This is a genomic window from Streptomyces sp. SCUT-3 (genome assembly GCF_014083985.1).
Lineage (GTDB): Bacteria > Actinomycetota > Actinomycetes > Streptomycetales > Streptomycetaceae > Streptomyces_H > Streptomyces_H thermolineatus.
This window is the reverse complement of the sequence record NZ_CP046907.1, coordinates 3,677,830-3,704,095: the sequence shown is the minus strand read 5'-3', so window position 1 is coordinate 3,704,095 and position 26,266 is coordinate 3,677,830. Positions and strand designations below refer to the sequence as shown.

Here is a 26,266-nt window from a genome sequence, read left to right as displayed (position 1 = left end):
CCGGCCGACCCGGCACGCCCCGGCCGACCCGGCACGGCCCGGGCGGCGCCCGGGCCGTGCGTCGGGCGCGGTCGCTGTGCGGCCGCGCAGGTCAGAGAAGGGAGTTCTGCTTGGCCCACGCCACGAAGCCGCCGCGCGGACACGGGTAACGCGCGCCGGTGTCGATGAGGGCGTCCACGAAAACCGTTGCGGCGTACTCGGTCGTCCGCCCGTCCTTGACCGACTCGGCGACGACCCGTAACGCACCCCACACCTCCAGGCCCGCCTTGCGTGCCGCGCGTCGCGCGTCGAGGTCGTCGACGACGGCCACCGCACCGTGGACCTCGGCCCACGCCAGGACGGTCGCCTCACCCTGGTTCGACTTCTGTCCGGAGACCCGGGCCATCCACTCGACGAGTGCGGTGAGTTCGTCCAGACCGTCGACGTGCACCACTTCCAGCCAGTCCAGTCCGGCCACGGGCAGTCGGTGGTGCTCGATCTCGTCCAGGACGGCGGCCGTCGTGACGTGCCGCCGCGGCACTCCGCGCCACTGGGCCGCGATGTCGGCCAGAATGTCGACCTTGTCCGCCCTGGCGGCATGGAGGAGCGGTGAAGTGTCCCAGACCAGGGTCTGCCCCTGCGGGACCGTCGCTTCGGTGTCCGTGGTCACGGCAGGCACTCCGCCAGGTCCTGACCGGGAAGGTCGTCCTCCGTGATGGCCCCGTAGAGCAGTTCAACGACACGGGGCGCCGTGATTGCTCCCGTGCTCCACGCGGAGAGCGCGGCGCGGCGCCACTGCGGGCCCGTCGTCCCCGGAGCGAGGTCGGGTTCCGGTTCGCTGCCGCACAACGCCAGGAAGTCGCCCCTGGTGGGGGTGTCCGCCTTGAGACGCCGGGCGTCCGTGTCGCCGACGAGGCCCAGCCGACGGGCGCGTGCCACGGTCGCGGACCACGAGACCCGGTAGGAGGCGGCAATACCGACGAGTGCCGCACGCGGTGCCCCGGCGCTTCGGACGGCCTCGTCCCACGATCGGCGGAAGGCCGCCTCCGGCAGCAGGAATTCCTCGACGAACCGGTCGATGCGCTGCTCTCGTTCGTCCCGGCTCGCCGCGACCCCGGCATCGCTGTGGTACTCGTCCTGCAGGAGGTGGTGGCCCAGCTCGTGCACCGCGGTCCAGCGGCGGCGCCCCGGCGGAACCCGGCCGCTGATGACGGCGACGCCGTACCCGTCCAGCAGGAGGGAAGCACCTTCCGCGGGCTCGTCGACCACCGTCAGATACAGGCCCAGCCGCTCGAGCACGCCCCCGAGCGCCCCGAGCGGCCCGGCGGAAACCTCGGCTGCGGATCGGGCAGCCTGCGCCATGGAGACGGGGTCCTCCGTCCCGGCCCCGCGACCGGCCCGGGAATCCGGTGGCGGCGGTAGGAGAAAGCCGTTTCCGACCAGCCACTGGGCGTTGCGCGCGTGCTCTTCCAGCCTGGCGTCCAGTCTGTACCGGTCACGCGACGGCACATCCGCGTCCGTCTCGAGCGCGCTGCGCCGCGAGACGAGGGCGGCGGGAGGCCGTGACATGAAATGAGCAGGGGGGACTCCCAGTATTTCCGCAAGGCGGAAGAGCTCCAGAGCCGTGACGCGCCGGTCGCCCGCCTCCATGCGCACCAGCGCGGTGCGGTCGAGGCCCATGCGCGCGGCCAGCCCTCCCTGACTCAGTCCTGCGGCCTCCCGAACCTCGGCGATCCGCTCACCGATCTCGGCCCAGCTCTGCACGGTCTCCATGTGTGCGAGTTTCGCACACCTCGGAGTTCCGCGCCGTGTGGAACACCCAGCCGGAGCCGTCGGGCCACGGGGTGTGCGGCGCTCCGTCGGGGCGACGCGGGCCGGGTCAGGGGCCGGGGTGCGGGGTGCGGTCGGGGATGACGGCGGAGACGCGGAAGCCGCCGTCCTGCGTCGGGCCGGCGACGAAGCCGCCGCCCAGTGCGGCGACGCGCTCGCGCATGCCCACCAGGCCGTTGCCCCCGCTGGGCAGGCCCGCGTCCGGGCTGCCGTCGGAGGGGCCGTTCTGCACCAGCACCGCGACCTCCTCGGCCCGGTAGGCCACCCGCACCAGGGCATCGGCCCCGGCCGCGTGCTTGTGCACGTTGGTCAGCGCCTCCTGCACCACCCGGTAGGCCGTGCGCCCCACCGGGCCGCCGACGACGCGCTCCTCCCCCTCCCAGGAGACCTCGATGCGCATCCCCGCCGCCCGGGACTCCTCGACGAGGGTGGGGATGTCGGCCATGCCCGCGCCCGCTCCGGTGCCGGCGGCGCCGGGACCGGGGGCAGGACCGGGACCGCCGGGGCCGGGAGCAGGGCCGGAGCCGCCAGGGCCGGAGCCGGGGCGGCCGGGGGCCGCCGTGCGGGCCGCACGCCCCTCCGCGGCCGGTGCGTCCCGGCGCGGCGACGCGCGTAGTGCTCGGCCCACCGCCACCAGGTCCTCCGCCCCGGGGACCCCGGGGGGCCCGACCTTTCCGGCCTTCCCGGCGGTCCCGACGGCCCCGGGCGCCCCGGCTGCAACAGATGTGACGGAAGCCCCGGACACGCCGGATTCGCCGGAAAGGCCGGGGCGCGCGGGAGTCTCCGCGCCGCCGGGCGCCGCGCCCGGGGTTCCGGGGGCGGCCGGCTCGTAGGTGCGGAGCACCCCGAGCATCTCCCGCAGTTCGTCGAGGGCCTGCCGGCCCATGTCGCCGAGCAGTTGCGCGCTGCGCACCGCCTTCTCCGGGTCGCGCAGCGCCACCGACTGCAGGGCCCCGGCGTGGACCACCATCAGGCTGACGCGGTGCGCGACGACGTCGTGCATCTCGCGGGCGATGCGCGTGCGCTCCTCGATCCGCGCCCGTTCGGCCCGTTCCGTCGCCTTGTCGGCCAGCAGCAGCAGTTCCCGTTCCAGGCCGTCCGCCCGCTCCCGCAGGCTCTCCACCAGGCGGCGGCGGGCCCCGACGTACAGGCCCAGCAGCACCGGGGGCGCGGTCATCCCGAGGGCCATCAGCGAGGAGATGAACAGGATCAGCAGCATCGAGGGGCGGTAGCCGTCGCCGGCGAAGTCCCGCTGGAGTTCGAAGATCGCCACCAGCAGGGTGCCGACGACGGTCAGCCCGGCCAGTACGGCGGTGACCCGCCGCGGCACGTCGGAGGCGGCCACCGTGTAGAGGCCGACCACGGCCAGCAGGGAGCCCATCTGGGCGGGCGCCACCGCCAGGGCGACCAGGACCACCACGACGGGCCAACGCCGCCGCAGCAGCAGTGTCGCGCCGGCCATCAGCCCCAGCAGCGCCACCGGGAGCGCCGGCATCCCGGTCCGGTCGGCGAAGTCGATCCCCTCGGCCACGCATTCGGCCGCGGACGCCGCGGCCAGCACCGCGTCCAGGACGAGGCCGCGCGTGCGCGGCCACCACAGCGGTCCGGTGCCCTTCCGCGGGCCGTCCCGCCGTCCGGCCCCGGAGTCCTCATCCCTGCGCCCCGCCGCTTCCGCGCCCCCGCCCTCGCCCGCGGCCCCCGTCGTCGTCATGACAGCCACCCTAAGCGCCGGGCCCGCCGCCGTTCGGCCGGTATGCCCCCACCAGCGGTGGAACGCCCCGTTCCGCCTCCGGACCGCCAGTCGGACACGCCCCCTCCCGGGGCCCCCTGCCGCATATTCTTGAGCCGTCGGACAGCGCGGTCCGCACCCGCCAGTCGCCGAGAACTCACGCAAGGAGCCGCACCTGTGAGCAGCGCCGACCACGCGAAGGACCGGTCCACGGCCGTACCGGACACCACCCAGAGCCGCCCCGGCGGTACTGCCCCGGGCAGCACCGCCGAGCACGCGGCCGACAACGCCGCCCTGCGCGCCGACATCAGGCGCCTGGGCGACCTGCTCGGCGAGACCCTGGTCCGCCAGGAGGGCCGGGAACTGCTCGACCTCGTCGAGAAGGTCCGGGCCCTGACCCGCACCGACGGCGAGGCCGCCGCCGAACTGCTCAGCAACACCGACCTGGAGACCGCCGCCAAGCTGGTGCGGGCCTTCTCCACCTACTTCCACCTGGCCAACGTCACCGAGCAGGTGCACCGCGGGCGCGAGCTGCGCGCCCGCCGCACCGCCGAGGGCGGCCTGCTGGCGCGCACCGCCGACCAGCTCGCCGCCCACGCCGACCCCGAGCACCTGCGCACCACGGTCAAGAACCTCGCCGTCCGCCCGGTGTTCACCGCCCACCCCACCGAGGCCGCCCGGCGCAGCGTGCTCACCAAGCTCCGCCGGATCGCCGAGCTCCTGGACTCCGCCGAGGCGGCGTACGACCGCCGCGCGACCGACCTGCGGCTGGCCGAGAGCATCGACCTGATCTGGCAGACCGACGAGCTGCGCGTGGCCCGCCCCGAGCCGGCCGACGAGGCCCGCAACGCCATCTACTACCTCGACGAGCTGCACAAGGGCGCGGTCGGCGACGTCCTGGAGGAGCTGGCCGCCGAGCTGGAGCGCATCGGCGTGCGGATCCCCGAGGAGGCCAGGCCGCTGACCTTCGGCACCTGGATCGGCGGCGACCGCGACGGCAACCCCAACGTCACCCCGCAGGTCACCCTGGACGTGCTGATCCTGCAGCACGAGCACGGCATCACCGACGCCCTCGAGGTCGCCGACGACCTGCGCGGCGCCCTGTCGAACTCCATCCGCAACTGCGGCGCCACCCAGGAACTGCTGGACTCCCTCACGGACGACCTGCGGGCCCTGCCCGAAATAAGCCCCCGGTACAAGCGGCTCAACGCCGAGGAGCCCTACCGGCTCAAGGCCACCTGCATCCGGCAGAAGCTGCTCAACACGCGCGAGCGGCTCGCCAAGGGCACCCCGCACAACCCGGCCCGCGACTACCTGGGCACCACCGGGCTGATCGAGGACCTGAAGCTGATCCAGGAATCGCTGCGCGCCTACCGCGGCACCCTCGTCGCCGACGGCCGGCTGGCCCGCGCCATCCGCACCCTGTCCGCGTTCGGCCTCCAGCTGGCCACGATGGACGTGCGCGAGCACGCCGACGCGCACCACCACGCCCTGGGCCAGCTCTTCGACCGCCTCGGCGAGGAGTCCTGGCGGTACACCGACATGCCGCGCGACTACCGCCGCAGGCTCCTCGCCAAGGAGCTGCGCTCGCGCCGGCCGCTGGCGCCCACCCCGCCGCCGCTGGACGCGGCCGGGCAGAAGACCTTCGGGGTCTTCACCACCGTCAAGGAGGCCTTCGAGCGGTTCGGCGACGAGATCGTCGAGAGCTACATCATCTCGATGTGCCAGGGCGCCGACGACGTCTTCGCCGCGGCCGTCCTCGCCCGCGAGGCCGGGCTGGTCGACCTGCACGCCGGCGTCGCCCGCATCGGCATCGTGCCGCTGCTGGAGACCACCGAGGAGCTGAGGGAGGCCGACCGCATCCTCGAGGAGATGCTGTCCGACCCCTCCTACCGCCGCATGGTCTCCCTGCGGGACGACGTCCAGGAGGTCATGCTCGGCTACTCCGACTCCTCGAAGTTCGGCGGCATCACCACCTCCCAGTGGGAGATCCACCGCGCCCAGCGCAGGCTGCGCGACGTCGCCCACCGGCACGGTGTGCGGCTGCGCCTGTTCCACGGCCGCGGCGGCACCGTGGGCCGCGGCGGCGGCCCCGCCCACGACGCCATCCTCGCCCAGCCCTGGGGCACCCTGGAGGGCGAGATCAAGGTGACCGAGCAGGGCGAGGTCATCTCCGACAAGTACCTGGTCCCCTCCCTCGCCCGGGAGAACCTGGAGCTGACCGTGGCGGCCACCCTCCAGGCGTCCGCCCTGCACACCGCCCCGCGCCAGTCCGACGAGGCCCTGGCCCGCTGGGACGCCGCCATGGACAAGGTCTCCGAGGCGGCCCACACCGCCTACCGTCGCCTGGTCGAGGACCCCGACCTGCCGGCGTACTTCTTCGCCTCCACCCCCGTGGACCAGCTGGCCGCGCTGCACCTGGGCTCGCGCCCCTCCCGGAGGCCCGACTCCGGCGCGGGACTGGACGGCCTGCGGGCCATCCCGTGGGTGTTCGGCTGGACCCAGTCCCGGCAGATCGTCCCCGGCTGGTACGGCGTCGGGTCCGGCCTGGCCGCGGCCCGCGAGGCCGGCCTGGACCCGGTGCTCGACGAGATGCACGAGCGCTGGCACTTCTTCCGCAACTTCCTGTCCAACGTCACCATGACGCTGGCCAAGACCGACCTGCGGATCGCCCGGCACTACGTGGAGACCCTGGTCCCGCAGGAGCTGCGGCACGTCTTCGACCTCATCGAGGCCGAGCACGCCCTGACCATGAAGGAGGTGCTGCGGGTGACCGGGGAGTCCGAACTGCTCGACTCCAACCCGGTGCTCCGCCAGACCTTCCACGTCCGCGACGCCTACCTGGACCCGATCTCCTACCTCCAGGTCTCCCTGCTCGCCCGCCAGCGGGAGGCCGCCGAGCGCGGCGAGGAGCCGGACCCCACCCTGGCCCGCGCCCTGCTGCTCACCGTCAACGGCGTCGCCGCCGGCCTGCGCAACACCGGCTGACGCGCGGTCGCCGGCGCGGCACCGGCCGGCACGTCCGGAAACGGACCGGGGCCCGGCGGCAGTGGTCTCCACTGCCGCCGGGCCCCGGCGCGTCGCTTCGTGTCAGCCGTTGCCGCGGGCGGAGCGGCGGCGCACCAGGAAGGCGCCGGCGCCCAGCAGCGCGGCGGCGAAGGCCGCGATCAGGCCCACCGACGCACCGGTCTCCGCCAGGTTGCCGTCCTCGTCCTCCCCGGCACTGCCGGTGGAGCCGGTCTCGCCCGTGGAACCCGTCTCACCGGTCGACCCGGTCTCGCCCGTGGAGCCCGTCCCACCCGTGGAACCGGTCTCGCCCGTGGAGCCGGTCTCGCCCGTGGAGCCGGTCTCGCCCGTGGAGCCCGTCCCACCCGTGGAACCGGTCTCGCCCGTGGAGCCGGTCTCGCCCGTGGAGCCGGTCTCGCCCGTGGAGCCGGTCTCGCCCGTGGAACCCGTCTCACCGGTCGACCCGGTCTCACCGGTGGAACCCGTCTCACCCGTGGAGCCGGTCTCGCCCGTGGAACCCGTCTCGCCGGTCGACCCGGTCTCACCGGTCGAGCCGGTCTCGCCCGTGGAGCCCGTCTCGCCGGTGGAGCCGCCGGAGGTCTCGGCCGGCGGGGTGGCGGGGTCGTTCTCGCAGTCGACCCAGAACGCCTTGTGCTTGGCCTTGCCGTGCTCGCCGGCGAAGTTCCAGAACAGCTTGTAGTGGCCGTCGGGCAGGTTCAGGTCGTTGGTACGGCCGTGGCCCTCGGCGTCCAGGATCAGGTCGCCGCTCAGGACGGCCTTGTCCTTGTCCTCCTTCTCGACGGTCGGCGGGATCTCCTTGATCTCCCAGGAGATGTCCTGCGCGCTGTCGAACTTGAAGGAGGTGAGGTAGAAGGAGCACACGTGCGGCTCGTTGTGCTTCAGGTCCTCGCCGGTCTCGGCGTCGTGAATCTTCACGGTGCCGTTGTCGCCGGGAGGGTTGCCGCCGTTCTTGGCGTACGCCGCGGGGGCGGCGGCGAGCAGGGAGACGGCTATCGGGAGCGCCGCCGCGGCGCGGAGAGCCGCAGCGGTACGGGGTCTGGCCAAGGCTGACACCTTATTGGGCAGGGCGGCAGGACCGGCCCGCCGCCGGAGAAGTTGGTGGTTCCTCCGAGTCGTCAGGAGGAAGCCACAGAGTCCAGCCTGCTACTACGCGCCGTCAAGGGGGGTGCGTCATCTTACGAGGTGATTGTCCGACAGTTTCCGGAATGATCCCGTGACGATCGCCTCACGGCCACCGCTCCGCCGACCGGTTCACAACGGGAGGAACGACTCACAGCAGGAGGAACGCGGCTCCCAGCAGTGCCAGTCCGGCACCCGCGGCGGCCCATGCGGTGCGGCGCAGGCCGAGTCCGCCGGCCATCACCGGTGACGCCAGCAGCAGCGCGCCGCCCAGCGGCGTCCAGGCGTGCAGGCCGCCGCCCCACCCGGTGCGCACCACCTCGTCCGAGCCCGGCACCACGGCGACGTCCACTTCACCGCCGTCACGGCGCACCTGGGAGGCGTCGATCCGCACGGTGCGCTCCCGCCCGCCCTCCAGTTCCGGGACGAACCGGCCGCGGCAGACGTCCTCCCCGCAGGAGGCCGCCGTCACGGTGCCCTGCTCGCGGCCGTTGAGCAGTACGTGCTGCGCCGTGCCCCAGGAGGTCCGCACCCCGGCCGCGAGCAGCACCAGGACCACGACGGCCGCCACCGCCCGGCCCAGGAGCAGCAGCAGTCCGAACGCGCTCTCCCCGACCCGTCGTGCCCGGCTCCTCTTCGGCTTCGGCTTCGGCTTCGGCATGCCGGAGATCCTTGGCCACAAGCTACCGGCGAGTCAATATCCGAACGGGTGTCCGCGGGTTCCGGCCGGTCAGGAGTTGTAGGCGCTCTGCGCCCGCTCCAGCCCGTGCTCCACGAACGCCTCCACCGCGTCGGCGGCCCGGTCCACGAAGTAGTCCAGTTCCTTGCGCTCGGTCGCCGAGAAGTCCTTGAGCACGAAGGCCGCCACGTCCATCCGGCCCGGCGGGCGGCCGATGCCGAACCGCACGCGCCCGTAGTCGGGGCCCAGCGACTTCGTGATCGACTTCAGTCCGTTGTGCCCGTTGTCGCCGCCCCCGGTCTTCAGGCGCAGCGTCCCGTAGTCGATGTCCAGCTCGTCGTGGACCACCACGATGTTGCCGAGGGGCACCTTGTAGAAGTCGCGCAGCGCGGTGACCGGGCCGCCCGAGACGTTCATGAACGACATCGGCTTCGCCAGCACCACGCGCCGTCCGGCCAGGCGGCCCTCCAGCACCTGCGCCCGGCTCTTGTGGCTCTTGAACCGGCCGCCGATCCGCTCGGCCAGCAGGTCCACGACCATGAAGCCCACGTTGTGGCGGTTGCCCGCGTACTCGGGTCCGGGGTTGCCCAGGCCCACCACCAGCCACGGCCCCTCGGCCGCGTCCACCGGCGTACTCATCCGTTCGGTCCTCCTGCTCCGGGTGTGCCGTGCGCGACCGCCGCCCTGCTCCGCGCACGTGGGTGCGCGGAGGGGCGGCGGCCGGTGCGTGGTGCTGCGGGGATCAGGCCTCGGCGCCCTCGGCCTCGGCACCCTCGCCCGCGGGCTCCTCGGCCTGCGCGGCCAGGATCTGGACGACCACGGCGTCCTCGTCGACGGCCAGCGTGGTGCCCTTGGGCAGCACGACGTCCTTGGCGGCGATCGAGTCGCCGGCTGCCAGGCCCTCGACGGAGACGGTGACCGACTCCGGCAGGTGGGTGGCCTCGGCCTCGACCGGCAGGGTGCTCAGCACGTTCTCGACCAGGAAGGCACCCGGGGCCAGGTCGCCCTCGACGTGCACCGGGATCTCGACGGTGACCTTCTCGCCGCGCTTGACCTGGAGCAGGTCGACGTGGCGCAGGAAGCCGCGGATGGCCTCGCGCTGCACGGCCTTCGGCAGGACCAGCTCGGTCTTGCCGTCCACCTCGAGGGCGATCAGGACGTTGGGGGTCTTCAGGGCGAGCATCAGCTCGTGGCCCGGAAGGTTGACGTGCTGCGGCTCGGCGCCGTGCCCGTAGACGACACCGGGGACCTTGCCCTCACGGCGGGCGCGGCGGGCGGCACCCTTGCCGAACTCGGTGCGGGACTCTGCGACGATACGGACCTCGGACACGGGAACTCCTACGAGACAACCGGATGGGACACAGTCGCTCGGGCCCGCGACGGGCGTACGAATGGCGCGTCGATAACGGAGTGCCGCGAACGGGCGCGGCCTCCCTCGCCGAGCAACCCGGTGAGTCTACCCGGCGGGGAGGCAACGGACGAAATCGGACCGCCCCGGCACCGGGGGGCCGGGGCCGGGGCGGACAGGACCGACGGGGCCGCACGGGCGGTCCGGGTCAGTGGTACCGGGTCAGGGGTACCGGGTCAGTGGGCGCCCTCGAAGAGGCTGGTCACCGAGCCGTCCTCGAAGACCTCGCGGATCGCGTTGGCGATCGTCGGGGCCATCGACAGGACCGTGATCTTGTCCAGCTCCAGCTCGCCCGGCGTCGGCAGGGTGTCGGTGAAGATGAACTCGCTCACCTTGGAGTTCTTCAGCCGGTCCGCGGCCGGGCCGGAGAGCACGCCGTGGGTCGCGGCCACGATGACGTCCTCGGCGCCGTTGGCGAACAGGGCGTCCGCGGCGGCGCAGATCGTGCCGCCGGTGTCGATCATGTCGTCCACGAGGACGCAGACGCGGCCCTTCACGTCACCGACGACCTCGTGCACCGACACCTGGTTGGCCACGTCCGGGTCGCGGCGCTTGTGCACGATCGCCAGCGGCGCGCCGAGGCGGTCGCACCACTGGTCCGCCACGCGCACCCGGCCGGCGTCCGGGGAGACCACGGTCAGCTTCGACCGGTCCACCTTGGTGCCGACGTAGTCGGCCAGCAGCGGCAGCGCGAACATGTGGTCCACGGGGCCGTCGAAGAAGCCCTGGATCTGCGAGGTGTGCAGGTCCACCGCGAGCAGGCGGTCGGCGCCCGCGGTCTTGAACAGGTCGGCCATCAGGCGGGCCGAGATCGGCTCGCGTCCGCGGTGCTTCTTGTCCTGGCGGGCGTAGCCGTAGAACGGGACGATCACGGTGATGCGCTTGGCGGAGGCCCGCTTGAGCGCGTCGACCATGATCAGCTGCTCCATGATCCACTTGTTGATCGGAGCGGTGTGGCTCTGGATGACGAAGGCGTCGCTGCCTCGCGCCGACTCCATGAAGCGGACGTAGATCTCGCCGTTGGCGAAGTCGAAGGCCTTGGTCGGCACCAGGTTGATACCCAGCCGCCGTGCCACCTCCTCCGCCAGTTCGGGGTGGGCGCGGCCGGAGAAGAGCATCAGCTTCTTCTCACCGGTCGTCTTGATCCCGGTCACAGCACAGGCTCCTCGGTGTTCACTGCGGCGGCGCCCCCACGATGCCCGCCTGTGGATATATGTGCACTAAATACGGTAAGCCCCGCCGGGCCGTGACGGACGCCGGGCGGGCCTCCCGGTACCGTGCTCCGCGTCACGCTTCTTCCGGTCCTGCGGCTTCCTCGGCCGCCTTCGCCGCGGCGGTGCCGGGGCGCTTGCGGGCCACCCACCCCTCGATGTTGCGCTGCTGGCCGCGGGCGACCGCCAGCGCACCGGGCGGGACGTTCCTGGTGATCACGGAGCCCGCCGCGGTGTACGCGCCGTCCCCGACTGCGACCGGGGCCACGAACATGTTGTCCGAGCCGGTCCGGCAGTGGCTGCCGATCGTGGTGCGGTGCTTCTCGACCCCGTCGTAGTTGACGAACACGCTCGCCGCGCCGATGTTGCTGTACTCGCCGATCGTGGCGTCGCCCACGTAGGACAGGTGCGGCACCTTGGAGCCCTCGCCGACCTCGGCGTTCTTCATCTCCACGTACGCGCCCGCCTTGGCCTTCCGGCCGAGCCTGGTTCCGGGGCGCAGGTAGGCGAACGGGCCGACGCCCGCCTCCTCGCCGATCTCCGCGCCGTCCGCCACCGTGCTCTGCACCCGCGCGCCCGCGCCCACCGAGGTGTCGGTCAGCGTGCAGTCCGGGCCGACCTCGCACCCCGTCGCCAGGTGCGTCGCCCCGTACAGGCGGGTGTTGGGGTGCACCAGCACGTCCTGCTCGACGGTGACGGTGACGTCCAGCCAGGTGGACGCCGGGTCGACCACCGTCACCCCGGCCCGCATCGCGTCCTCGAGCAGGCGGTCGTTCAGGATCCGCCGGGCGGCCGCCAGTTGGACCCGGTCGTTGATGCCCAGGATCTCCCGGTGGTCGGCGGCGACCACCGCGCCGACCCGGTGGCCGGCCGCGCGCAGGATCGCCAGGGTGTCGGTGAGGTACTCCTCGCCCTGGACGTTGTCCGTGGTCACCCGCGAGAGCGCCTCGCCCAGCAGGCGGCCGTCGAAGGCGTAGACGCCGGAGTTGATCTCGTCGACCGTCCGCTGCTCGTGGGTGGCGTCCTTGTGCTCCACGATCCCCGAGACCGAGCCGTCGCTCTCGCGCACGATCCGGCCGTAGCCGGTGGGGTCGGGGAGCTTCGCGCTGAGCACGGTGACCGCGTTGCCCTCGGCGGCGTGCGCGTCGGCCAGCGCCCGGAGGGTGGCCGGCGTCAGCAGCGGGGTGTCGCCGCAGGTGACCACGACCGTGCCGTCGAACGTCAGGCCCTCGGCGGCCAGCGACTCCAGCGCCGTGCGCACGGCGTGGCCGGTGCCGTTCTGCTCCTCCTGCACCGCGGTGCGCACGCCGGGGGCGATCTCGGCCAGGTGCCCGGCGACCAGCTCGCGCCGGTGGCCGACGACCACGACGACGTGTTCGGGCTCCAGCGCCGACGCCGACGCCACGACGTGGCCCAGGAGGGACCGTCCGCACAGGGTGTGCAGGACCTTGGGGGTGGCCGACTTCATGCGGGTGCCCTCACCCGCGGCGAGGACGACGACGGCAGCCGGACGGGTGGGGCTCACTGCAGTGGCTCCTCGGCGCTTTCGGGTGCTGGACATCCGCAGGATACCGGGGTGCCCCGCTCCCGACACACGGCCGGGTCCCGGCCGTGCGGCCGGGACCCGGTTGCGTCCCCTGCTCCCGGGGGAGGACTCGAACCCCCATCTGCTGAACCAAAATCAGCGGTCCTGCCCTTGGACGACCCGGGATGGACAAAAAAGGACGCCGTGCCCGTTCTCCGGGCGGCGCGCCTCGCGCGGAACCTACTATGCCGCACCGCCGCCCCTCCACGCGACGATACGGCCCGGCACTTCGGGTCACCCGGACGGCCGAACAGGCCCGGTTTCCCTCCCCGCACCCCTCCCCGCACCCCTCCCCGCATCCCTCCCCGCGACCCTCCCGTCCGACGAAGGGATTGCACGGGGCTGTCCCGGCGAGCCTGAGACCTGCATACTTACGTTGCCGTAACTTACGGTTCCGTAGGCACGTACCGACCCCCCAGGCAGGACCCCCACATGACCCCACCCCCCAACGTGATCGACGACGCTCCCGGACGGAGCCCCGACACCACCGTCACCCCCCTCCCCAGCGCCACCCTCGGCGGGGACCGCAAGGGATCGCTCGAACAGATCACCCTGGGACTGTTCATCGCAGTGCCGTTCCTCGCACTGGTCGCGGCGGTGCCGCTGGCCTGGGGGTGGGGGGTGAGCTGGCTGGACCTCACCCTGATGGTCGTCATGTACTTCATCGGCTGCCACGGCATCACCGTCGGCTTCCACCGCTACTTCACCCACGGCTCGTTCCGGGCCAAGCGGCCGCTGCGGATCGCCCTGGCGATCGCCGGCTCGCTGGCCGTCGAGGGACCGGTCGTGCGCTGGGTCGCCGACCACCGCAAGCACCACAAGTTCTCCGACGCCGAGGGCGACCCCCACTCCCCGTGGCGGTACGGGGAGACGGTTCCCGCGCTGCTGAAGGGCCTGTGGTGGGCCCACATGGGCTGGATGTTCGACGAGGAGCGGACGCCGCAGCACAAGTACGCACCGGACCTGATCAAGGACCCGGCGATCCGCCGGATCTCCCGGCAGTTCGCCCTGTGGACCGTCGTCTCCCTGGCGATCCCGCCGCTGGTGGGCGGCCTGGTGACCATGTCGTGGACGGGCGCGCTGACGGCGTTCTTCTGGGGCTCCCTGGTCCGGGTGGCGCTGCTGCACCACGTGACCTGGTCGATCAACTCCATCTGCCACGCGGTGGGCAAGCGCCCGTTCCGGTCCCGCGACCGCTCCGGGAACGTGTGGTGGCTCGCGGTCCTGTCGTGCGGCGAGTCCTGGCACAACCTGCACCACGCGGACCCGACCAGCGCACGGCACGGCGTGCTGAGGGGGCAGGTCGACTCCAGCGCCCGGCTGATCCGCTGGTTCGAGCAGCTGGGCTGGGCGTCGCACGTGCGCTGGCCGGACGCGGACCGGATCGCCGCCCGCCGCCAGGGGGCGGTCCTCCGGGAGGAGACGCCCGCCAAGGCGGCATGATGGTTGTCGTGGCGATCGACGACAGCGGCAACGGAAGCACCGAGAGCAGGACGAACGGCCGGCGCACCCGGCCCGCGGGTCGTGCCCGGGTGCGGATGACGGGCAAGGAGCGCCGCGAGCAGCTCCTGGACGTCGGCCGGGCCCTGTTCGCCGAGCGCGGCTTCGAGGGCACGTCGGTGGAGGAGATCGCCTCGAAGGCGGGAGTCTCCAAACCGGTGGTGTACGAGCACTTCGGCGGCAAGGAGGGCCTGTACGCCGTCGTGGTGGACAGGGAGATGCGGATGCTGTTGGACATGGTGACGGGCGCTCTGACCGGGGGGCACCCCCGGGAGCTGCTGGAGCAGGCGGCGTTCGCGCTGCTGGACTACATCGAGCAGTCGACGGACGGCTTCCGGATCCTGGTCCGCGACTCCCCCGTCGCACAGTCGACCGGCACGTTCGCCTCGCTGATCAGCGACATCGCCACCCAGGTGGAGGACATCCTGGGGATGGAGTTCAAGAACCGGGGCTTCGACCCGAAGCTGGCACCCATGTACGCGCAGATGCTGGTGGGCATGGTGGCGCTGACCGGCCAGTGGTGGCTGGACGTGCGCAAGCCGAAGAAGGCCGAGGTCGCCGCGCACCTGGTGAACCTGGCGTGGCACGGCCTCGACGGCATGGAGCCCAAGCCGCGCCTGATAGGGCACCGCAAGAGCTGAGCCGAGCCGCGGGGCGGGCGCACCGCCCGCACCGCCGCCACCGTCCGGGGAGCCGCAGCACCACGCTGCGGCTCCCCGTTCGCGTACCCGGGCCCGAACGTGGGCCGTACGGGACCGGGGCCGCACGGGGCCGGGGAAGTGCGGGGCCGGGGAAGTGCGGGGCCGGGGAAGTGCGGGGCCGAGGGCCTGCCGCGTCACGCCTCCTTGCGGGCGACGGCGAAGGTGCGGCGGAAGGGCAGGACGGTGCCCGCGGGGCCGGGCGGGTAGGCGTCGCGGAGCAGGTCGCGGTACTGGCCGACGAGTTCCTCGCGGGCCGCCGGGTCGTCGGCCAGGGCGGTGAGGGCGGGTCGGAGGGCCGTGCCCTTGGTCCATTCGAGGACGGCGTCCTCCCCGTGGAGCAACTGGAGGTAGGTGGTCTGCCAGACGTCGGCGGTGCAGCCGAGCGCGACGAGCCGGTCCAGGTATCCGGCGGGGTCGAGGATGTGCACGGGGCGGTGGGCGAGCCGGCCCAGGCGGGCCTTCCAGCGGGGCGAGGAGAGGAGCTCGGCGAGGAGGGTGTGGGTGGGGGCGTCGAAGTTGTCGGGGACCTGGAGGGCGAGGACGCCGCCGGGCGCGAGGCCGGCGATCCAGTCGGGGAAGCGGTCGGGGTGGCCGGGGACCCACTGGAGCGCGGCGTTGGTGACGATCAGGTCGCAGGGCTCGTCCGGGGACGGGGACCACTCGGTGGCGTCGGCGGGCCGGAAGTCGATGCGGCCGCCGCCCGGGGTGGGGCCGGCGTACCGGCGGGCGGCGGCGAGCATCTCGGCCGAGTTGTCCAGGCCGGTGACGAGGGCGGTGGGCCACCGGTCGGTGAGGAGGGCCGTGGTGTTGCCGGGGCCGCAGCCGACGTCGGTGATGCGGGGCGGGTCGCCGGGGAGGGCCGGGACGCGGGCCAGGAGGTCGCGGAGCGCGCGGGTCCGGTGGTCGGCGTGGCGGAGGTACTGTTCGGGGTCCCAGGTGGTGTCGGACATCGCTGCCTCTTTCCGGGTCGTTCCGGCGCTTCGCGGTACTGCCGGGGCCACCGTCATTGCACCGCGCAAGGTATCTCGACGTCAAGAGACTTCACATCGACAGAACCACTACACTGATCGCCATGGAGGACGAGGTCGACCGCCTGGTGGCTGCGTGGCGCCGTGAGCGCCCGGACCTCGACGTGGAGCCGCTCGAGGTACTCAGCCGGGTCAGCCGGCTGGCCCGGCACCTGGACCGCGCCCGGCGGCTGGCGTTCTCCGAGCACTGCCTGGAGCCGTGGGAGTTCGATGTCCTCACCGCACTGCGCCGCGCGGGCGACCCCTACCAGCTCTCCCCCGGCCAGTTGCTGACCCAGACCCTGGTGACCTCGGGCACCATGACCAACCGCATCGACCGGCTGGCCAAGAAGGGCCTGGTGGAGCGGCTGCCCGACCCCACCGACCGGCGCGGGGTCCTCGTCCGGCTCACCGGCCTGGGCCGGGACCGGGCGGACCAGGCGCTGGCCGGACTGCTGGCCCAGGAACGCGCCATCCTCGGCGAGCTGTCGCCGGAGCAGCGGGAGGTGCTGGCCGGGCTGCTGCGGCAGCTGACCGCCCCGTTCGACAACGTCCCCGGCTGACACGGCCGACGCAGCAGGACCGGCAGGACCGGCAGAACTGGCGGGGCAGGACCGGCGGACGGCCGTGCGGGTCAGACGGGCTCGACCCCGGCCCGGCGGGCCAGGGCCACCGCCGCGAGGGTGGAGTGCACGCCCAGCTTCCCCAGGACGTTCTGCATGTGGGTGCGCACGGTGTGCGGGGAGAGGTAGAGGCGCTCGGCGACCGCCTGGCGCCCCAGGCCGGCCACCATGCACCGCAGCACTTCCTGCTCCCGCGGGGTGAGGGACTCCACCAGCCGCTCGCTCTCCGTGCGGTGGCGGCGGGTCGCGGTGAGCTCCCGCAGGACGCCGGTGAGCAGGGCGGGCGGCAGGTGCGTCTCGTCCCGCAGGACGCCGCGCACCACGGCGAGCAGGCGGTCGAGGGAGCAGTCCTTGGCCACCCAGCCGAGGGCACCGGCCTGGAGCGCCTGCGTGGCGCGGCGGGGATCGTCCCGCTCGGCCAGGACGACGGCGCGGGTGCCCGGGTGGTCGGCGCGGACACGCAGGAGCAGCCCCATGCCGTCGGGCGCGGGCCGCTCCGCCTGCCGGACGGAGGGTGCGGAGGATGCGGAGGAGGGCGCGGAGGAGGGCCGCGCGAAAGCACCCGCCGCGGTGGGAGCGCCCGCCGCGGCCGCGGTGGCCGCCGGGGCCGGAGCCCCTGCGCCGGGGGCCCCTGCACCGAGGTCGGCGTCCACGAGCAGGACGTCGTAGCGGCGGCCGTCGACGGCGGCCCGGTCCAGGCAGCGCTGAGCGGCTGCGCCGCTGCCCGCGGCGGACACCTCGACACCGGGCTCGGCGGCCAGCGCGGCCGCGAGCGACTCGGCGAAGATGCGGTGGCCGTCGGCCACCAGGACGCGGATCCGCCCCATCGTCGGCTCTCTCCCAGGGTCGGGGAGCGGTTCCCACAGGTGCGGCCCCGGGATGCGGTGCGAACGGCGGAGATGTTGGTTGCGGGGGCCGCCGCCGCGGTCCCGCATCTACGCCCACCCCACCCCGGGTGCCGTACCTGCTTGTCTCGCCCCCTGCAGTGCCGGCCCCCACCGGCACCGCAATCAGAGTACGACCGGCGCCCGCCGCGGGGGGAGCGTTTGCGGAAAACCGCCCCGCCCCCGCCGCGGCACGGGCGCCGGGGCGGGGCGGGGGGCGGAAGGGGACGGAAGGGGCGGGGGCGGAAAGAGGCGGGGGAAAGGGGCGGGCGGAGCCGCTCAGCCGCGGCGGTGGTCCTCGCGCTGCCGGGCGAAGTCCCACGCGTCGGCGACGATGGCGGCCAGGTCCGTGCGGGCCGGCTTCCAGCCCAGCCGCTCCCGGGCGCGGTCGGCCGAGGCGACCAGCACCGCGGGGTCCCCGCCGCGGCGCGGCGCGACGACCTCGGGCACCGGGTGCCCGGTCACCTTCCGGACGGTGTCGATCACCTCGCGCACCGAGAATCCGGCGCCGTTGCCCAGGTTGCACACCAGGTGCTCGCCGGGGACGGCCTTCTCGACCGCCAGCAGGTGCGCCTCGGCCAGGTCGGAGACGTGGATGTAGTCGCGCACGCAGGTGCCGTCCGGGGTGGGGTAGTCGTCCCCGTAGACGGAGATCGCCTCCCTGCGCCCCAGGGCGACCTGGAGGACCAGGGGGATCAGGTGCGACTCGGGGTCGTGCCGCTCCCCGAACCGCCCGTGGGCGCCGGCCACGTTGAAGTACCGCAGGGAGACGGCGGCCAGGCCGTGCGCGGCGCACTCCCCGGCGATCATGTGGTCCACCGCCAGCTTCGAGGCGCCGTAGGGCGAGGTCGGCGCCGTGGGCGCGTCCTCGGTGATCGGCACCGAGGACGGCTCGCCGTAGGTCGCGGCGGTGGAGGAGAACACCAGGCGGCGCACCCCGGCCCCGCGCATGGCCGCCAGCAGGTCCATGCTGCCGCCCACGTTGTTGCGCCAGTACTTCTCCGGGTCGGCGACCGACTCCCCCACCTGGGAGAACGCCGCGAAGTGCAGCACGGCGTCGTAGGAGGGGTCCAGGACCCGCGCGGCGTCCTGGACCCTCCCCCGGACGAACTCCGCGCCCTCGGGGACGCCCTCGGCGAACCCGGTGGACAGGTCGTCCAGCACCGTCACCCGGTGGCCCGCCTCCAGCAGGTGGGCGGCGACCGCACCGCCCACGTAGCCCGCGCCCCCGGTCACCAGATACCGCTTGCCGCTCACGCTCACTCGTCCGCAACCTCTCGCAGTCTGCGTGCCGCGGTCTCCGGCGGCACGTCGTCGGTGAACACGTTCATGCCGGATCCGGAACCCGCGGGGAACTCCAGCTTGCCGGAAGTGCGTCGGCCGGTGAAAAGCTCGAGGCGCGCGGCGGAACCCCGCGTCGGGACCCCAGGTCGGGACCCGACGTCGGGACCCCGCGTCCGGCGGCCGCCCGGCGGGAGACCCGTCAGTCCGGTCCCGGTCCGCCTGCGCGGTCCGGCGCGGCCCGGTCCAGCAGGCCGGTGCGGGCGGCGACCGCCGCGGCCTCCAGGCGGGAGCCCACGCCCAGCTTCATCAGCACCCGCTGCACGTGGGTGCGCGCGGTGCTCGGCGCGATCCGCATCCCCGCCGCGATCGAGCGGGTGTCCTCGCCGTCGGCCACCCTCAGCAGCACCTCCGCCTCGCGCGGGGTCAGCAGCCGCAGCAGCCGCGCACCCTCGTCGTCCCTCTCGGGGGCGGGGGCGAGCAGGGAGGCGAACGCCGACCGCAGCAGCTGCGGGGCGACCGCGGCCTCCCCGGCCCGTGCCCTGGCCATCGCCCTCTCCACGCCCTCGATGCGCTCGTCGTGCCGCACGTACCCCGAGGCTCCGGCGGCGAACGCCGCCGCCACCGCGCGGGGGTCGGTCACCGGGCCGAGCACGACCACCGCCACCTGCGGCCGCTCGCGCGCGATCCGCGCCACCGTCTCCAGGGCCGCCGGGTCCTGTGCGCTCGTGCCCAGCAGGCACACCTCCGGCGACCGGCCGGCCACCAGGTCCGCCGCGCCCGTGCTCGGCGCCCCGGCGGCCAGCACCTGGTGGCCGCGCAGCGTCAGCGCGGAGGCGAGCGCCTCCGCGAGCAGCCGGTGGTCGTCGGCCACCACCAGTCTCACGCCCATCGCCGGGCCCCTCCCCCCCCTCGCCGGCGACGGGGGCGGCCCGCGCACCGGCCGCTCCCCGCCGCGCCGCGCCGTCGGCGGCGACGCCCCGCCCGGGCCACGGCCGGTTTCTGGCACCGGAAGCTACACGCTCGTTCGACGCCCTGCGGCCCTTACCGGGAAGAAGTCCTCCCCGGTGCCGGGGACCGGGCCGCCCCGGAAACACGGAAACCGCCGGCCGCCGCGGGCGCCGGGTGCGTGCGCACCCGTGTCCGTGGCGGCCGGCGGCCCGGGCGGGACCGGCGGGGCCGGTGTCAGCCGAAGGTGAGGATCAGGTACTTCCCCGAGGAGGTGGACTTGTAGATCTGCCCGGAGACCAGGAAGAGCCGCCCGTCGTGCAGGTACGGGGTCATGTAGCTCTGGAGCCCGTGCGAGTACTCGTCGTCGCTCAGCGAGTCGGGGTGCTTCTGGTAGACCTTGCCCTTGCCGTCGGAGAGGCCGAACTTCAGCAGCTGCCCGCCGGTCCTGAAGTCGGCGCGGGCGTAGCCGACGAGCTTGCCGTCCTCGACGGCGACCGGCATCACGATGCGGTCGCTGCCGGCGCTGGCGTTCCACTTGGCCTTGCCGGTGTTCACGTCGAACGCGGTGATCTCGTTGGTGTAGTCGGAGTTGGTGCTCTCGTGCTCCTTGGTGGCCACGTAGGCGGTGTCGCCCTCGACGACCATGCGGTTGCAGACGGCCGTCACGTCGACGCTGCACCCGGGCGCGTACTTGTCGCCGAGGCCGATGCGCGCCTTGGTCTTGCCCGAGGAGTCCAGGGTGATCAGGTCGGAGACCTTGTACTCGCCGGTGTCCAGGGCCACGATCGCGGGCTCCGAGGAGACGATGTTGGTGATCCTGGTGTTGTCCGGGGCCTGCCAGGTCCAACTGCCCTTGCCGGTGACCGGGTCGATCTTCTGCAGGTAGTAGTCCTCGTAGTCGCAGCGGACGATGCTCAGCATCGTCTCACCGCCCGCGAACCCCTCGTCCTTGCACTCGGAGTCCTTCTTGAAGCTCCACAGCTTCTTGCCCGAGCTGATCCGGTAGGCGACCGAGGGCGCCGTCGAGGAGACCGCGACGACGTCCCCGCTGACCGCGACCTCGGCGTACTGGTAGGTGTTCTTCGCCGAGCTGTACTCGGACGCCTTGAGCCCCTCCGTCGCCCATATCTTCTTGCCGGAGGCCAGGTCGACCGTCATCAGGTTGTTGCAGGCGCCGTTCTTCTCGTACAGCACCGCCGTCCTGTTCTTGGCCGGGGTGATGGCCGAGGTGCACAGCTCGCCGGGGAGGTCCAGGCTCCACGCCTTCTCGCCCGTGGCCTGGTCGTAGGCGTTGATCTGCCGCGGTTCGGCCTTGACCAGGTTGTCGCCGACGAACCAGGTGCCGGGTGTCGGCTGGATGTCCTGCTGCACCGGGGGCACGTCGAGCTTCCACAGCAGCCCCGGGCTGCCGCCGTCACCGTCGCCGCCGGTGCCGCCACTGCCGCCGCTGCTCCCCTGCCCCTGGGTGTTCCCCTCGTCGCCGCCGAGCGCCGCCAGCGCCCAGACGCCGCCGCCCACGGCCAGGACCACCGCGACCACCACGCCGATGATCACGGCCGCCCTGCCGCCCCCGCCGCCGCTTCCGCCGGACGCGGGCCCCTGCGGGAACTGCCCCTGCCCGCCCCAGCCCTGCTGCTGCGGCTGACCGTAGGGGTTCGGCGCCCCCCAGCCCTGCTGCGGCTGCGCGCCGGGGGCCTGCTGCGGGTAGCCGTACTGCGGCGCCTGCCCGGCCTGCGGTGCCTGCCCGTACTGCGGTGCCTGCCCGGCCTGCGGCTGCTGCGGGTAGCCGTACGGGGACTGCGGCGGGGCCTGCGGGGACACCTGCTGCGGGGGCACCTGCTGCGGGGAGCCGTAGCCTCCGGCCTGCGGCTGGGACTGGGGCTGCTGCGGGTAGCCGTAACCCCCGGCCTGCGGCTGGGGCTGCGCCGGCTGGGGGTAGCCGTAGCCGCCGCCCTGCTGCGGCGCCTGCGGGTAGCCGTAGCCCCCGGGCTGCTGCGGCGGGGCGGAGGGCGTCCGGTCCGGCCGGGGGGCTTCCGGGGCCCCGGCCGCCTTGGCCGCCTCGGGCCCCTTCGGGGCACCGGGCGGCGGGGGCGGCGGAGGCGGTCCGGCCGGGGACGGTGACGACGGCGGGACGACCGGCCCGGCCATCTGCGTCGGCATGTCGTGCGGAGAACCGCCCTGGGGCGGCGTGGGCGGCTGCGACATCGGCGTACCTCGTAAAGGGGAGTTAAAGACCCCTCTTTGTATCACCCGGTTGTACTCCTCCGGCCTTTCGGTACAAGGCGGGAGAGGAGTTGAGACATCGCCGTTACGCCTCGGCGAGCTCCAGCCAGCGCATTTCCAGCTCCTCGCGCTCGTCCTTCAACGCCCGGAGCTTCGCGTCCAGTTCGGCGACCTTCCCGAAGTCCGTTGCGCACTCGGCCATTTGGCCGTGCAGCTTGGACTCCTCCTCCTCGATCCGGTCCAGCCGGCGCTCGATGCGCTGCATGTCCTTCTTCGCGGCCCGGTTGTCACCGCCGCCCTTGGGCTTCGGCGCGGCCTGGGCCGGCACGGGCGCCGGCGCCTCGGCCGCCCGGCGGCGCCGCTCGAGGTACTCGTCGATGCCGCCCGGCAGCATCCGCAGGGTGCGGTCGCCCAGCAGCGCCATCACGGTGTCCGTGGTGCGCTCGACGAAGTAGCGGTCGTGGCTGATGACGATCATCGAGCCGGGCCAGCCGTCGAGCAGGTCCTCGAGCTGGGTGAGGGTCTCGATGTCGAGGTCGTTGGTCGGCTCGTCGAACAGCAGGACGTTGGGCTCGTCCATGAGCAGGCGCAGGAGCTGCAGCCGCCGGCGCTCGCCGCCGGAGAGGTCGCCGACCGGCGTCCACTGCTTCTCCTTGGTGAAGCCGAACCTCTCGCACAGCTGGGAGGCCGTCATCTCCCGGCCCTTGCCCAGGTCCACCCGCTGGCGGACCTGCTCGACGGCCTGCAGGACCCGCCAGGCGGGGTCGAGTTCGGCGACCTCCTGGGAGAGGTAGGCGAGCCTGACGGTCTTTCCGACGACGACCCGCCCGCGGGGCGGCTGCGTCTCGCCGCCGGACTCGGCAGCGGCCCGCAGAACGCGCAGCAGGGAGGTCTTGCCGGCGCCGTTGACCCCGACCAGGCCGATCCGGTCGCCGGGGCCGAGCTGCCAGGTGAGGTGCTCCAGCAGCACCTTCGGCCCGGCCTGGACGGTGACGTCCTCCAGGTCGAAGACGGTCTTGCCCAGGCGGGAGTTGGCGAACTTCATCAGCTCGACGCGGTCGCGCGGCGGCGGCACGTCGGCGATCAGCGCGTTGGCGGCCTCGATGCGGTAGCGCGGCTTGGAGGTGCGCGCGGGGGCCCCGCGGCGCAGCCAGGCCAGCTCCTTGCGCATCAGGTTCTGCCGCTTGGCCTCCTCGGTGGCCGCGATGCGCTCCCGCTCGGCGCGGGCGAAGACGTAGTCCGAGTAGCCGCCCTCGTACTCGTAGACGGCGCCGCGCTGCACGTCCCACATGCGGGTGGCGACCTGGTCGAGGAACCAGCGGTCGTGGGTGACGACGACGAGCGCGGAGCGGCGGGCCTGCAGGTGCCCGGCGAGCCAGGCGATGCCCTCGACGTCGAGGTGGTTGGTGGGCTCGTCCAGGACGATCAGGTCCTGCTCGGCGATGAGCAGCTTGGCGAGCGCGATGCGGCGGCGCTCGCCGCCGGACAGCGGGCCGATCACGGTGTCCAGGCCCTGCGAAAAACCGGGCAGGTCGAGCCCGCCGAACAGGCCGGTGAGCACGTCGCGGATGCGGGCGTCGCCGGCCCACTGGTGGTCGGCCCGGTCGCCGACGACCTCGTGCCGCACGGTGGCGGCCGGGTCCAGGGAGTCGTGCTGGGTCAGCACGCCGATGCGCAGGTCGCCGGCGTGGGTGACGCGGCCGGTGTCTGCGTCCTCCAGCTTCGCCAGGATGCGGATCAGGGTGGTCTTGCCGTCGCCGTTGCGGCCGACGACGCCGATCCTGTCCCCCTCGGAGACGCCGAGGGACACGCTGTCGAGCAAGGAACGGGTGCCGTAGACCTTGCCGACCGATTCGAGGTTGACGAGGTTGGCCGCCATCTCACTCCTGTCGTGCGGAACGTTGCGCACCCCAGCGTAGTCTCCCCGCGCCCCCTCCCGGGACGGCCGGCCGGGGCGCCCGCCGGGGCCGGGCGGGCGGACGCGCGGGTACGCGCCCGAGTACCCGTACGGAGGACACGCCACCGCCGGGCCGGTAGCTTCCCGGCCATGACCTTCCCGCAGAACGCCCCCGGCCCCCGGCCCTCCCCCGCTCCCGGGACCCCCGGGGCCCCCGGGGCCCGCGAGCCCCGCGGCGCAGCGGGCTGGGCGGTGCGCGTCGCGGGGGTGCTGGTGCTCCTCGGCGCCTCCTGGTTCACCTGGTTCGCCGTCGCGCTGGGCGGCTCCATGGCCACGGGCGACTGCGACTTCGAGGAGAACCGCGCCCGCACCGTGTGCACGGACTGGTTCGCCGGCTTCGCGGTCCACTTCCCCATGGGGGTCGCCCTGCTCGCGGCCTGCCTGGGCACCTACGGGGCGCTCTCCCGCAGGCCCGGCCGGGGCCTGCTGTGGCCGATGGCGATGCTGCTGCTGGTCGTCCCGTGGGTCGTGGTCGGCAGCATCGCGGACTGACTGCGACGACCGGGCCCGACGCCCGGGGGTGGAACGACATGGTGCAGGCCGGGGCCCGGCCGGCCGGCGGGGGCTCAGCCCTCGGTGTCCTTCGGGTGCCGGGTGGAGGCGTGGACGAGGTGCACGGTGCGGCGGGGCTCGTCGACGAGGTAGCGCACGCGGCCGCCGGCAGTCACCTCGTACTCCCACTGCGGGTAGTCCGCCCCGCCCAGCCGACTGGTTGCCAGACGTCCGCGCAGCCGGTGCTGCCGGTCAGGCTCACGTGTGGAGAGCGGGTCGCTGCGCAGCGCCTCGTAGCAGCGCCGGGTGTTGCCGGGGGCCTCCGCGCACAGATCTCCCCAACCCTTGGCTGCTTCGTTCGTGGCGAATTTGAGCCTCCATTCGTCACCGACGGGCGGAGCGGGCACGTCGTCGCCGCGTTTGGGACTCACGGAGCGAGCACCTCACCGTGGTCCTCGTCCGGCAGGGGGGTCGTCAGCTGCGCCGCCAACTCGGGGTCGGCGAGGATCCTGGCAGTGGCACGCCACTCGACCACGACCCGGTGCAGGGTGGAGTGCACGTCCAGTTCCACTGCGTCGCGAGTGGCGTCGACGAGATCCACGACGAACTCGCGCACTTCCTCGGCCGACAGGTGCCGGGTCCAGGGGAAGACCTCGGGCAGCGCGAGCAGGACGGCCCGTGCGCCTTCGTCGCTGCTGATCAATGCGGCGAACAGGCGCGCCGTGACATCGGCGGTCTCCTCCCGCTGACGGTCGTGGTGCTCCGTGGTGAGGTAGAGGTCCTCACCGTCGCGCCGCGTGACGTGGACACGTTGGGCCCGCTCCACGACTTCGGCGACCTTCTTGGAACTCTTCGACAAGTCCGAGAACGAAACAGTAGGAACGGACATGAAATGACACTAGTTCGGAATACGATCCGAAGTCAAGGGTGAACGACTGCCCGCGCCACCGGGGCCGCCCCCACCGGCGCGGGTCAGCCGCGGCGGACGACGTGGGCGCCGGGGGCGGGGGCGGTGGTGGGGCGGGCGGTGCGGCAGGTGCCGGAGGCGGTCAGGGCGTCGGCGACGGCGACGGCGGCCGCCTCGTCCCCGACCAGGAAGGCGCAGGTGGGGCCGGAGCCGGAGACGAGGGCGGCCAGGGCCCCGGCTTCCGTGCCGGCGGCGAGGGTGCCTGCGAGGGAGGGGCGCAGGGAGACGGCGGCGGCCTGCAGGTCGTTGGAGGAACCGCCCGCGGTGAGCGCCGCGGCCAGGGCCGCGGTGTCCCCGGTGCGCAGGGCCTCCAGGAGGGCGGGGTCGGGCTGGGGGTCGGGGACGTCGGCGGTCGTGGCGCCGCCGCCCGCGGCCACGCGCAGCCGGTCGCACTCGCGGTAGACGGCCGGGGTGGACAGGCCGCCCTCGGCCACGGCGAAGACCCAGTGGAAGGTGCCGCCGACCTCCAGGGGTTCGAGCAGCTCGCCCCTGCCCCGGCCCAGGGCGGCGCCGCCGACCAGGTTGAAGGGCACGTCGCTGCCCAGTTCGGCGCAGATCGCGAGCAGTTCCTCGCGGGAGGTCCCCCCGCCCCACAGGGTGTCGCAGGCCAGGAGGGCGGCCGCGGCGTCGGCGCTGCCGCCGGCCATGCCGCCCGCGACGGGGATGTCCTTGGCGATGTGCAGGTGGACGTCGGGGCGCAGGCCGCGCCGTTCGGCGAGCGCCCGGGCGGCGCGGGCGGCCAGGTTGGAGTCGTCGGCGGGGACGTGTGCCGCGTCGGGGCCGGAGACGGTGATCCGCAGCCCGTCGGCGGGGGCGGCGGTCACCTCGTCGTACAGGCCGACGGCGAGGAAGACGTTGGCCAGGTCGTGGAAGCCGTCCGGGCGCAGCCCGCCGACCGCGAGCTGGGCGTTGACCTTCGCGGGGACGCGGACGGTGACGGCGGCGGACGCGGGTGCGGGGGCGGATGCGGCGGGCACGGCTGCGGGACTCCTGGACGTGTGGCGACGGAAGGGCGGGGCGGGGCGGGGCTGGGCGGGGCGCCGGGGCGGACACCCGCACGGGCGCGGGCGGCCGGCGGGTACCGGGACGGGACCGGGGCCGGGGCCGGGACCG

General features: G+C 73.7%; 23 protein-coding genes and 1 tRNA gene. 5 read left to right on the top strand and 19 right to left on the bottom strand.

What is annotated here, in order from left to right; all coding sequences use genetic code 11:
- Window positions 1-91 precede the first annotated feature (91 nt).
- The 3 genes from GQS52_RS16475 to GQS52_RS16465 form a co-directional block, all read right to left on the bottom strand.
- Complete coding sequence (locus GQS52_RS16475) at window positions 92-649, bottom strand: hypothetical protein (RefSeq protein ID WP_182314152.1); 558 nt, start codon at window positions 647-649, stop codon at window positions 92-94.
- Window positions 646-1,752, bottom strand: coding sequence for an XRE family transcriptional regulator (locus GQS52_RS16470; RefSeq protein WP_182314151.1), 1,107 nt, complete (start codon window positions 1,750-1,752; stop codon window positions 646-648). Before GQS52_RS16470 ends, GQS52_RS16475 begins: the two co-directional genes overlap by 4 nt.
- Before the next feature lie 106 nt (window positions 1,753-1,858).
- The gene (locus tag GQS52_RS16465; RefSeq protein ID WP_182314150.1) at window positions 1,859-3,520 is read right to left on the bottom strand and encodes a sensor histidine kinase; all 1,662 of its coding nucleotides are present in this window, start codon (window positions 3,518-3,520) and stop codon (window positions 1,859-1,861) included.
- Window positions 3,521-3,832: 312 nt separating this feature from the next.
- Here GQS52_RS16465 and ppc point away from each other — a divergent pair, with 312 nt between their 5' ends.
- On the top strand, window positions 3,833-6,526 hold the full coding sequence (ppc, locus tag GQS52_RS16460; RefSeq protein ID WP_259371133.1) for a phosphoenolpyruvate carboxylase: 2,694 nt from the start codon (window positions 3,833-3,835) through the stop codon (window positions 6,524-6,526).
- Window positions 6,527-6,628: 102 nt separating this feature from the next.
- On the opposite strand, the gene GQS52_RS27885 is transcribed toward ppc, so the two are convergent.
- From GQS52_RS27885 to GQS52_RS16425, 7 genes are all read right to left on the bottom strand, one after another.
- Window positions 6,629-7,609, bottom strand: coding sequence for an LPXTG cell wall anchor domain-containing protein (locus tag GQS52_RS27885; RefSeq protein WP_259370819.1), 981 nt, complete (start codon window positions 7,607-7,609; stop codon window positions 6,629-6,631).
- A gap of 226 nt (window positions 7,610-7,835) precedes the next feature.
- Window positions 7,836-8,345, bottom strand: coding sequence for a hypothetical protein (locus tag GQS52_RS16450; protein WP_182314148.1), 510 nt, complete (start codon window positions 8,343-8,345; stop codon window positions 7,836-7,838).
- A 69-nt stretch (window positions 8,346-8,414) separates the two neighbouring features.
- Window positions 8,415-9,002 carry an aminoacyl-tRNA hydrolase gene (pth, locus tag GQS52_RS16445; protein ID WP_182314147.1) on the bottom strand — a complete coding sequence of 196 codons (588 nt, stop codon included), beginning with the start codon at window positions 9,000-9,002 and terminating at the stop codon, window positions 8,415-8,417.
- 103 nt (window positions 9,003-9,105) lie between these two features.
- On the bottom strand, window positions 9,106-9,693 hold the full coding sequence (locus GQS52_RS16440; RefSeq protein WP_182314146.1) for a 50S ribosomal protein L25/general stress protein Ctc: 588 nt from the start codon (window positions 9,691-9,693) through the stop codon (window positions 9,106-9,108).
- 254 nt (window positions 9,694-9,947) lie between these two features.
- Window positions 9,948-10,925, bottom strand: a complete 978-nt coding sequence (locus GQS52_RS16435) for a ribose-phosphate diphosphokinase (protein WP_182314145.1) — start codon at window positions 10,923-10,925, stop codon at window positions 9,948-9,950.
- Window positions 10,926-11,058: 133 nt separating this feature from the next.
- Window positions 11,059-12,507, bottom strand: coding sequence for a bifunctional UDP-N-acetylglucosamine diphosphorylase/glucosamine-1-phosphate N-acetyltransferase GlmU (glmU, locus tag GQS52_RS16430; protein ID WP_182314144.1), 1,449 nt, complete (start codon window positions 12,505-12,507; stop codon window positions 11,059-11,061).
- 115 nt (window positions 12,508-12,622) lie between these two features.
- Window positions 12,623-12,693 (bottom strand) — tRNA-Gln (locus GQS52_RS16425).
- Between the two features lie 306 nt (window positions 12,694-12,999).
- On the opposite strand from GQS52_RS16425, the gene GQS52_RS16420 reads away from it, so the two are divergent.
- Window positions 13,000-14,010: a fatty acid desaturase gene (locus GQS52_RS16420; RefSeq protein ID WP_182314143.1), complete on the top strand. Its 1,011-nt coding sequence runs from the start codon at window positions 13,000-13,002 to the stop codon at window positions 14,008-14,010.
- Window positions 14,010-14,708 (top strand): TetR/AcrR family transcriptional regulator, encoded by a 699-nt coding sequence (locus tag GQS52_RS16415; protein WP_182316505.1) that lies wholly within the window; start codon window positions 14,010-14,012, stop codon window positions 14,706-14,708. The genes GQS52_RS16420 and GQS52_RS16415 overlap by 1 nt, the downstream gene beginning before the upstream one ends.
- 194 nt (window positions 14,709-14,902) lie before the next feature.
- Here GQS52_RS16415 and GQS52_RS16410 read toward each other — a convergent pair whose 3' ends face one another.
- Window positions 14,903-15,718: a trans-aconitate 2-methyltransferase gene (locus GQS52_RS16410; RefSeq protein ID WP_182314142.1), complete on the bottom strand. Its 816-nt coding sequence runs from the start codon at window positions 15,716-15,718 to the stop codon at window positions 14,903-14,905.
- A gap of 122 nt (window positions 15,719-15,840) precedes the next feature.
- Between GQS52_RS16410 and GQS52_RS16405 the strand changes: the two genes are divergently transcribed.
- Window positions 15,841-16,338 carry a MarR family transcriptional regulator gene (locus GQS52_RS16405; RefSeq protein WP_182314141.1) on the top strand — a complete coding sequence of 166 codons (498 nt, stop codon included), beginning with the start codon at window positions 15,841-15,843 and terminating at the stop codon, window positions 16,336-16,338.
- A 71-nt stretch (window positions 16,339-16,409) separates the two neighbouring features.
- On the opposite strand, the gene GQS52_RS16400 is transcribed toward GQS52_RS16405, so the two are convergent.
- The 5 genes from GQS52_RS16400 to GQS52_RS16380 all read right to left on the bottom strand — a co-directional run bounded on the left by GQS52_RS16400 (window position 16,410) and on the right by GQS52_RS16380 (window position 23,616).
- A complete protein-coding gene (locus GQS52_RS16400; protein WP_182314140.1) occupies window positions 16,410-17,225 on the bottom strand; it encodes a response regulator transcription factor in 816 nt (271 codons plus the stop codon).
- A gap of 336 nt (window positions 17,226-17,561) precedes the next feature.
- On the bottom strand, window positions 17,562-18,545 hold the full coding sequence (galE, locus tag GQS52_RS16395) for a UDP-glucose 4-epimerase GalE (RefSeq protein ID WP_182314139.1): 984 nt from the start codon (window positions 18,543-18,545) through the stop codon (window positions 17,562-17,564).
- Between the two features lie 220 nt (window positions 18,546-18,765).
- Window positions 18,766-19,455: a response regulator transcription factor gene (locus GQS52_RS16390; protein WP_182314138.1), complete on the bottom strand. Its 690-nt coding sequence runs from the start codon at window positions 19,453-19,455 to the stop codon at window positions 18,766-18,768.
- Window positions 19,456-19,748: 293 nt separating this feature from the next.
- Window positions 19,749-21,719 (bottom strand): PQQ-binding-like beta-propeller repeat protein, encoded by a 1,971-nt coding sequence (locus GQS52_RS16385; protein ID WP_182314137.1) that lies wholly within the window; start codon window positions 21,717-21,719, stop codon window positions 19,749-19,751.
- A gap of 103 nt (window positions 21,720-21,822) precedes the next feature.
- Window positions 21,823-23,616: an ABC-F family ATP-binding cassette domain-containing protein gene (locus GQS52_RS16380; RefSeq protein ID WP_182314136.1), complete on the bottom strand. Its 1,794-nt coding sequence runs from the start codon at window positions 23,614-23,616 to the stop codon at window positions 21,823-21,825.
- A 168-nt stretch (window positions 23,617-23,784) separates the two neighbouring features.
- Here GQS52_RS16380 and GQS52_RS16375 point away from each other — a divergent pair, with 168 nt between their 5' ends.
- Window positions 23,785-24,186, top strand: a complete 402-nt coding sequence (locus GQS52_RS16375) for a hypothetical protein (RefSeq protein WP_182314135.1) — start codon at window positions 23,785-23,787, stop codon at window positions 24,184-24,186.
- 74 nt (window positions 24,187-24,260) lie between these two features.
- On the opposite strand, the gene GQS52_RS16370 is transcribed toward GQS52_RS16375, so the two are convergent.
- The 3 genes from GQS52_RS16370 to GQS52_RS16360 form a co-directional block, all read right to left on the bottom strand.
- Complete coding sequence (locus tag GQS52_RS16370; RefSeq protein ID WP_182314134.1) at window positions 24,261-24,617, bottom strand: hypothetical protein; 357 nt, start codon at window positions 24,615-24,617, stop codon at window positions 24,261-24,263.
- A complete protein-coding gene (locus GQS52_RS16365) occupies window positions 24,614-25,045 on the bottom strand; it encodes a prevent-host-death family protein (protein ID WP_259370818.1) in 432 nt (143 codons plus the stop codon). The genes GQS52_RS16370 and GQS52_RS16365 overlap by 4 nt, the downstream gene beginning before the upstream one ends.
- A 113-nt stretch (window positions 25,046-25,158) precedes the next feature.
- Complete coding sequence (locus GQS52_RS16360) at window positions 25,159-26,130, bottom strand: 4-(cytidine 5'-diphospho)-2-C-methyl-D-erythritol kinase (RefSeq protein ID WP_182314132.1); 972 nt, start codon at window positions 26,128-26,130, stop codon at window positions 25,159-25,161.
- Window positions 26,131-26,266: the final 136 nt, after the last annotated feature.

Bases quoted from the DNA above. Each gene is read 5' to 3' on its own strand.
- GQS52_RS16470 (WP_182314151.1), bottom strand. From the start codon at position 1,752: ATGGAGACCGTGCAGAGCTGGGCCGAGATCGGTGAGCGGATCGCCGAG.
- GQS52_RS16465 (WP_182314150.1), bottom strand. From the start codon at position 3,520: ATGACGACGACGGGGGCCGCGGGCGAGGGCGGGGGCGCGGAAGCGGCG.
- GQS52_RS16450 (WP_182314148.1), bottom strand. From the start codon at position 8,345: ATGCCGAAGCCGAAGCCGAAGCCGAAGAGGAGCCGGGCACGACGGGTC.
- pth (WP_182314147.1), bottom strand. From the start codon at position 9,002: ATGAGTACGCCGGTGGACGCGGCCGAGGGGCCGTGGCTGGTGGTGGGC.
- GQS52_RS16420 (WP_182314143.1), top strand. From the start codon at position 13,000: ATGACCCCACCCCCCAACGTGATCGACGACGCTCCCGGACGGAGCCCC.
- GQS52_RS16415 (WP_182316505.1), top strand. From the start codon at position 14,010: ATGGTTGTCGTGGCGATCGACGACAGCGGCAACGGAAGCACCGAGAGC.
- GQS52_RS16410 (WP_182314142.1), bottom strand. From the start codon at position 15,718: ATGTCCGACACCACCTGGGACCCCGAACAGTACCTCCGCCACGCCGAC.
- GQS52_RS16405 (WP_182314141.1), top strand. From the start codon at position 15,841: ATGGAGGACGAGGTCGACCGCCTGGTGGCTGCGTGGCGCCGTGAGCGC.
- GQS52_RS16400 (WP_182314140.1), bottom strand. From the start codon at position 17,225: ATGGGGCGGATCCGCGTCCTGGTGGCCGACGGCCACCGCATCTTCGCC.
- GQS52_RS16390 (WP_182314138.1), bottom strand. From the start codon at position 19,455: ATGGGCGTGAGACTGGTGGTGGCCGACGACCACCGGCTGCTCGCGGAG.
- GQS52_RS16385 (WP_182314137.1), bottom strand. From the start codon at position 21,719: ATGTCGCAGCCGCCCACGCCGCCCCAGGGCGGTTCTCCGCACGACATG.
- GQS52_RS16380 (WP_182314136.1), bottom strand. From the start codon at position 23,616: ATGGCGGCCAACCTCGTCAACCTCGAATCGGTCGGCAAGGTCTACGGC.
- GQS52_RS16375 (WP_182314135.1), top strand. From the start codon at position 23,785: ATGACCTTCCCGCAGAACGCCCCCGGCCCCCGGCCCTCCCCCGCTCCC.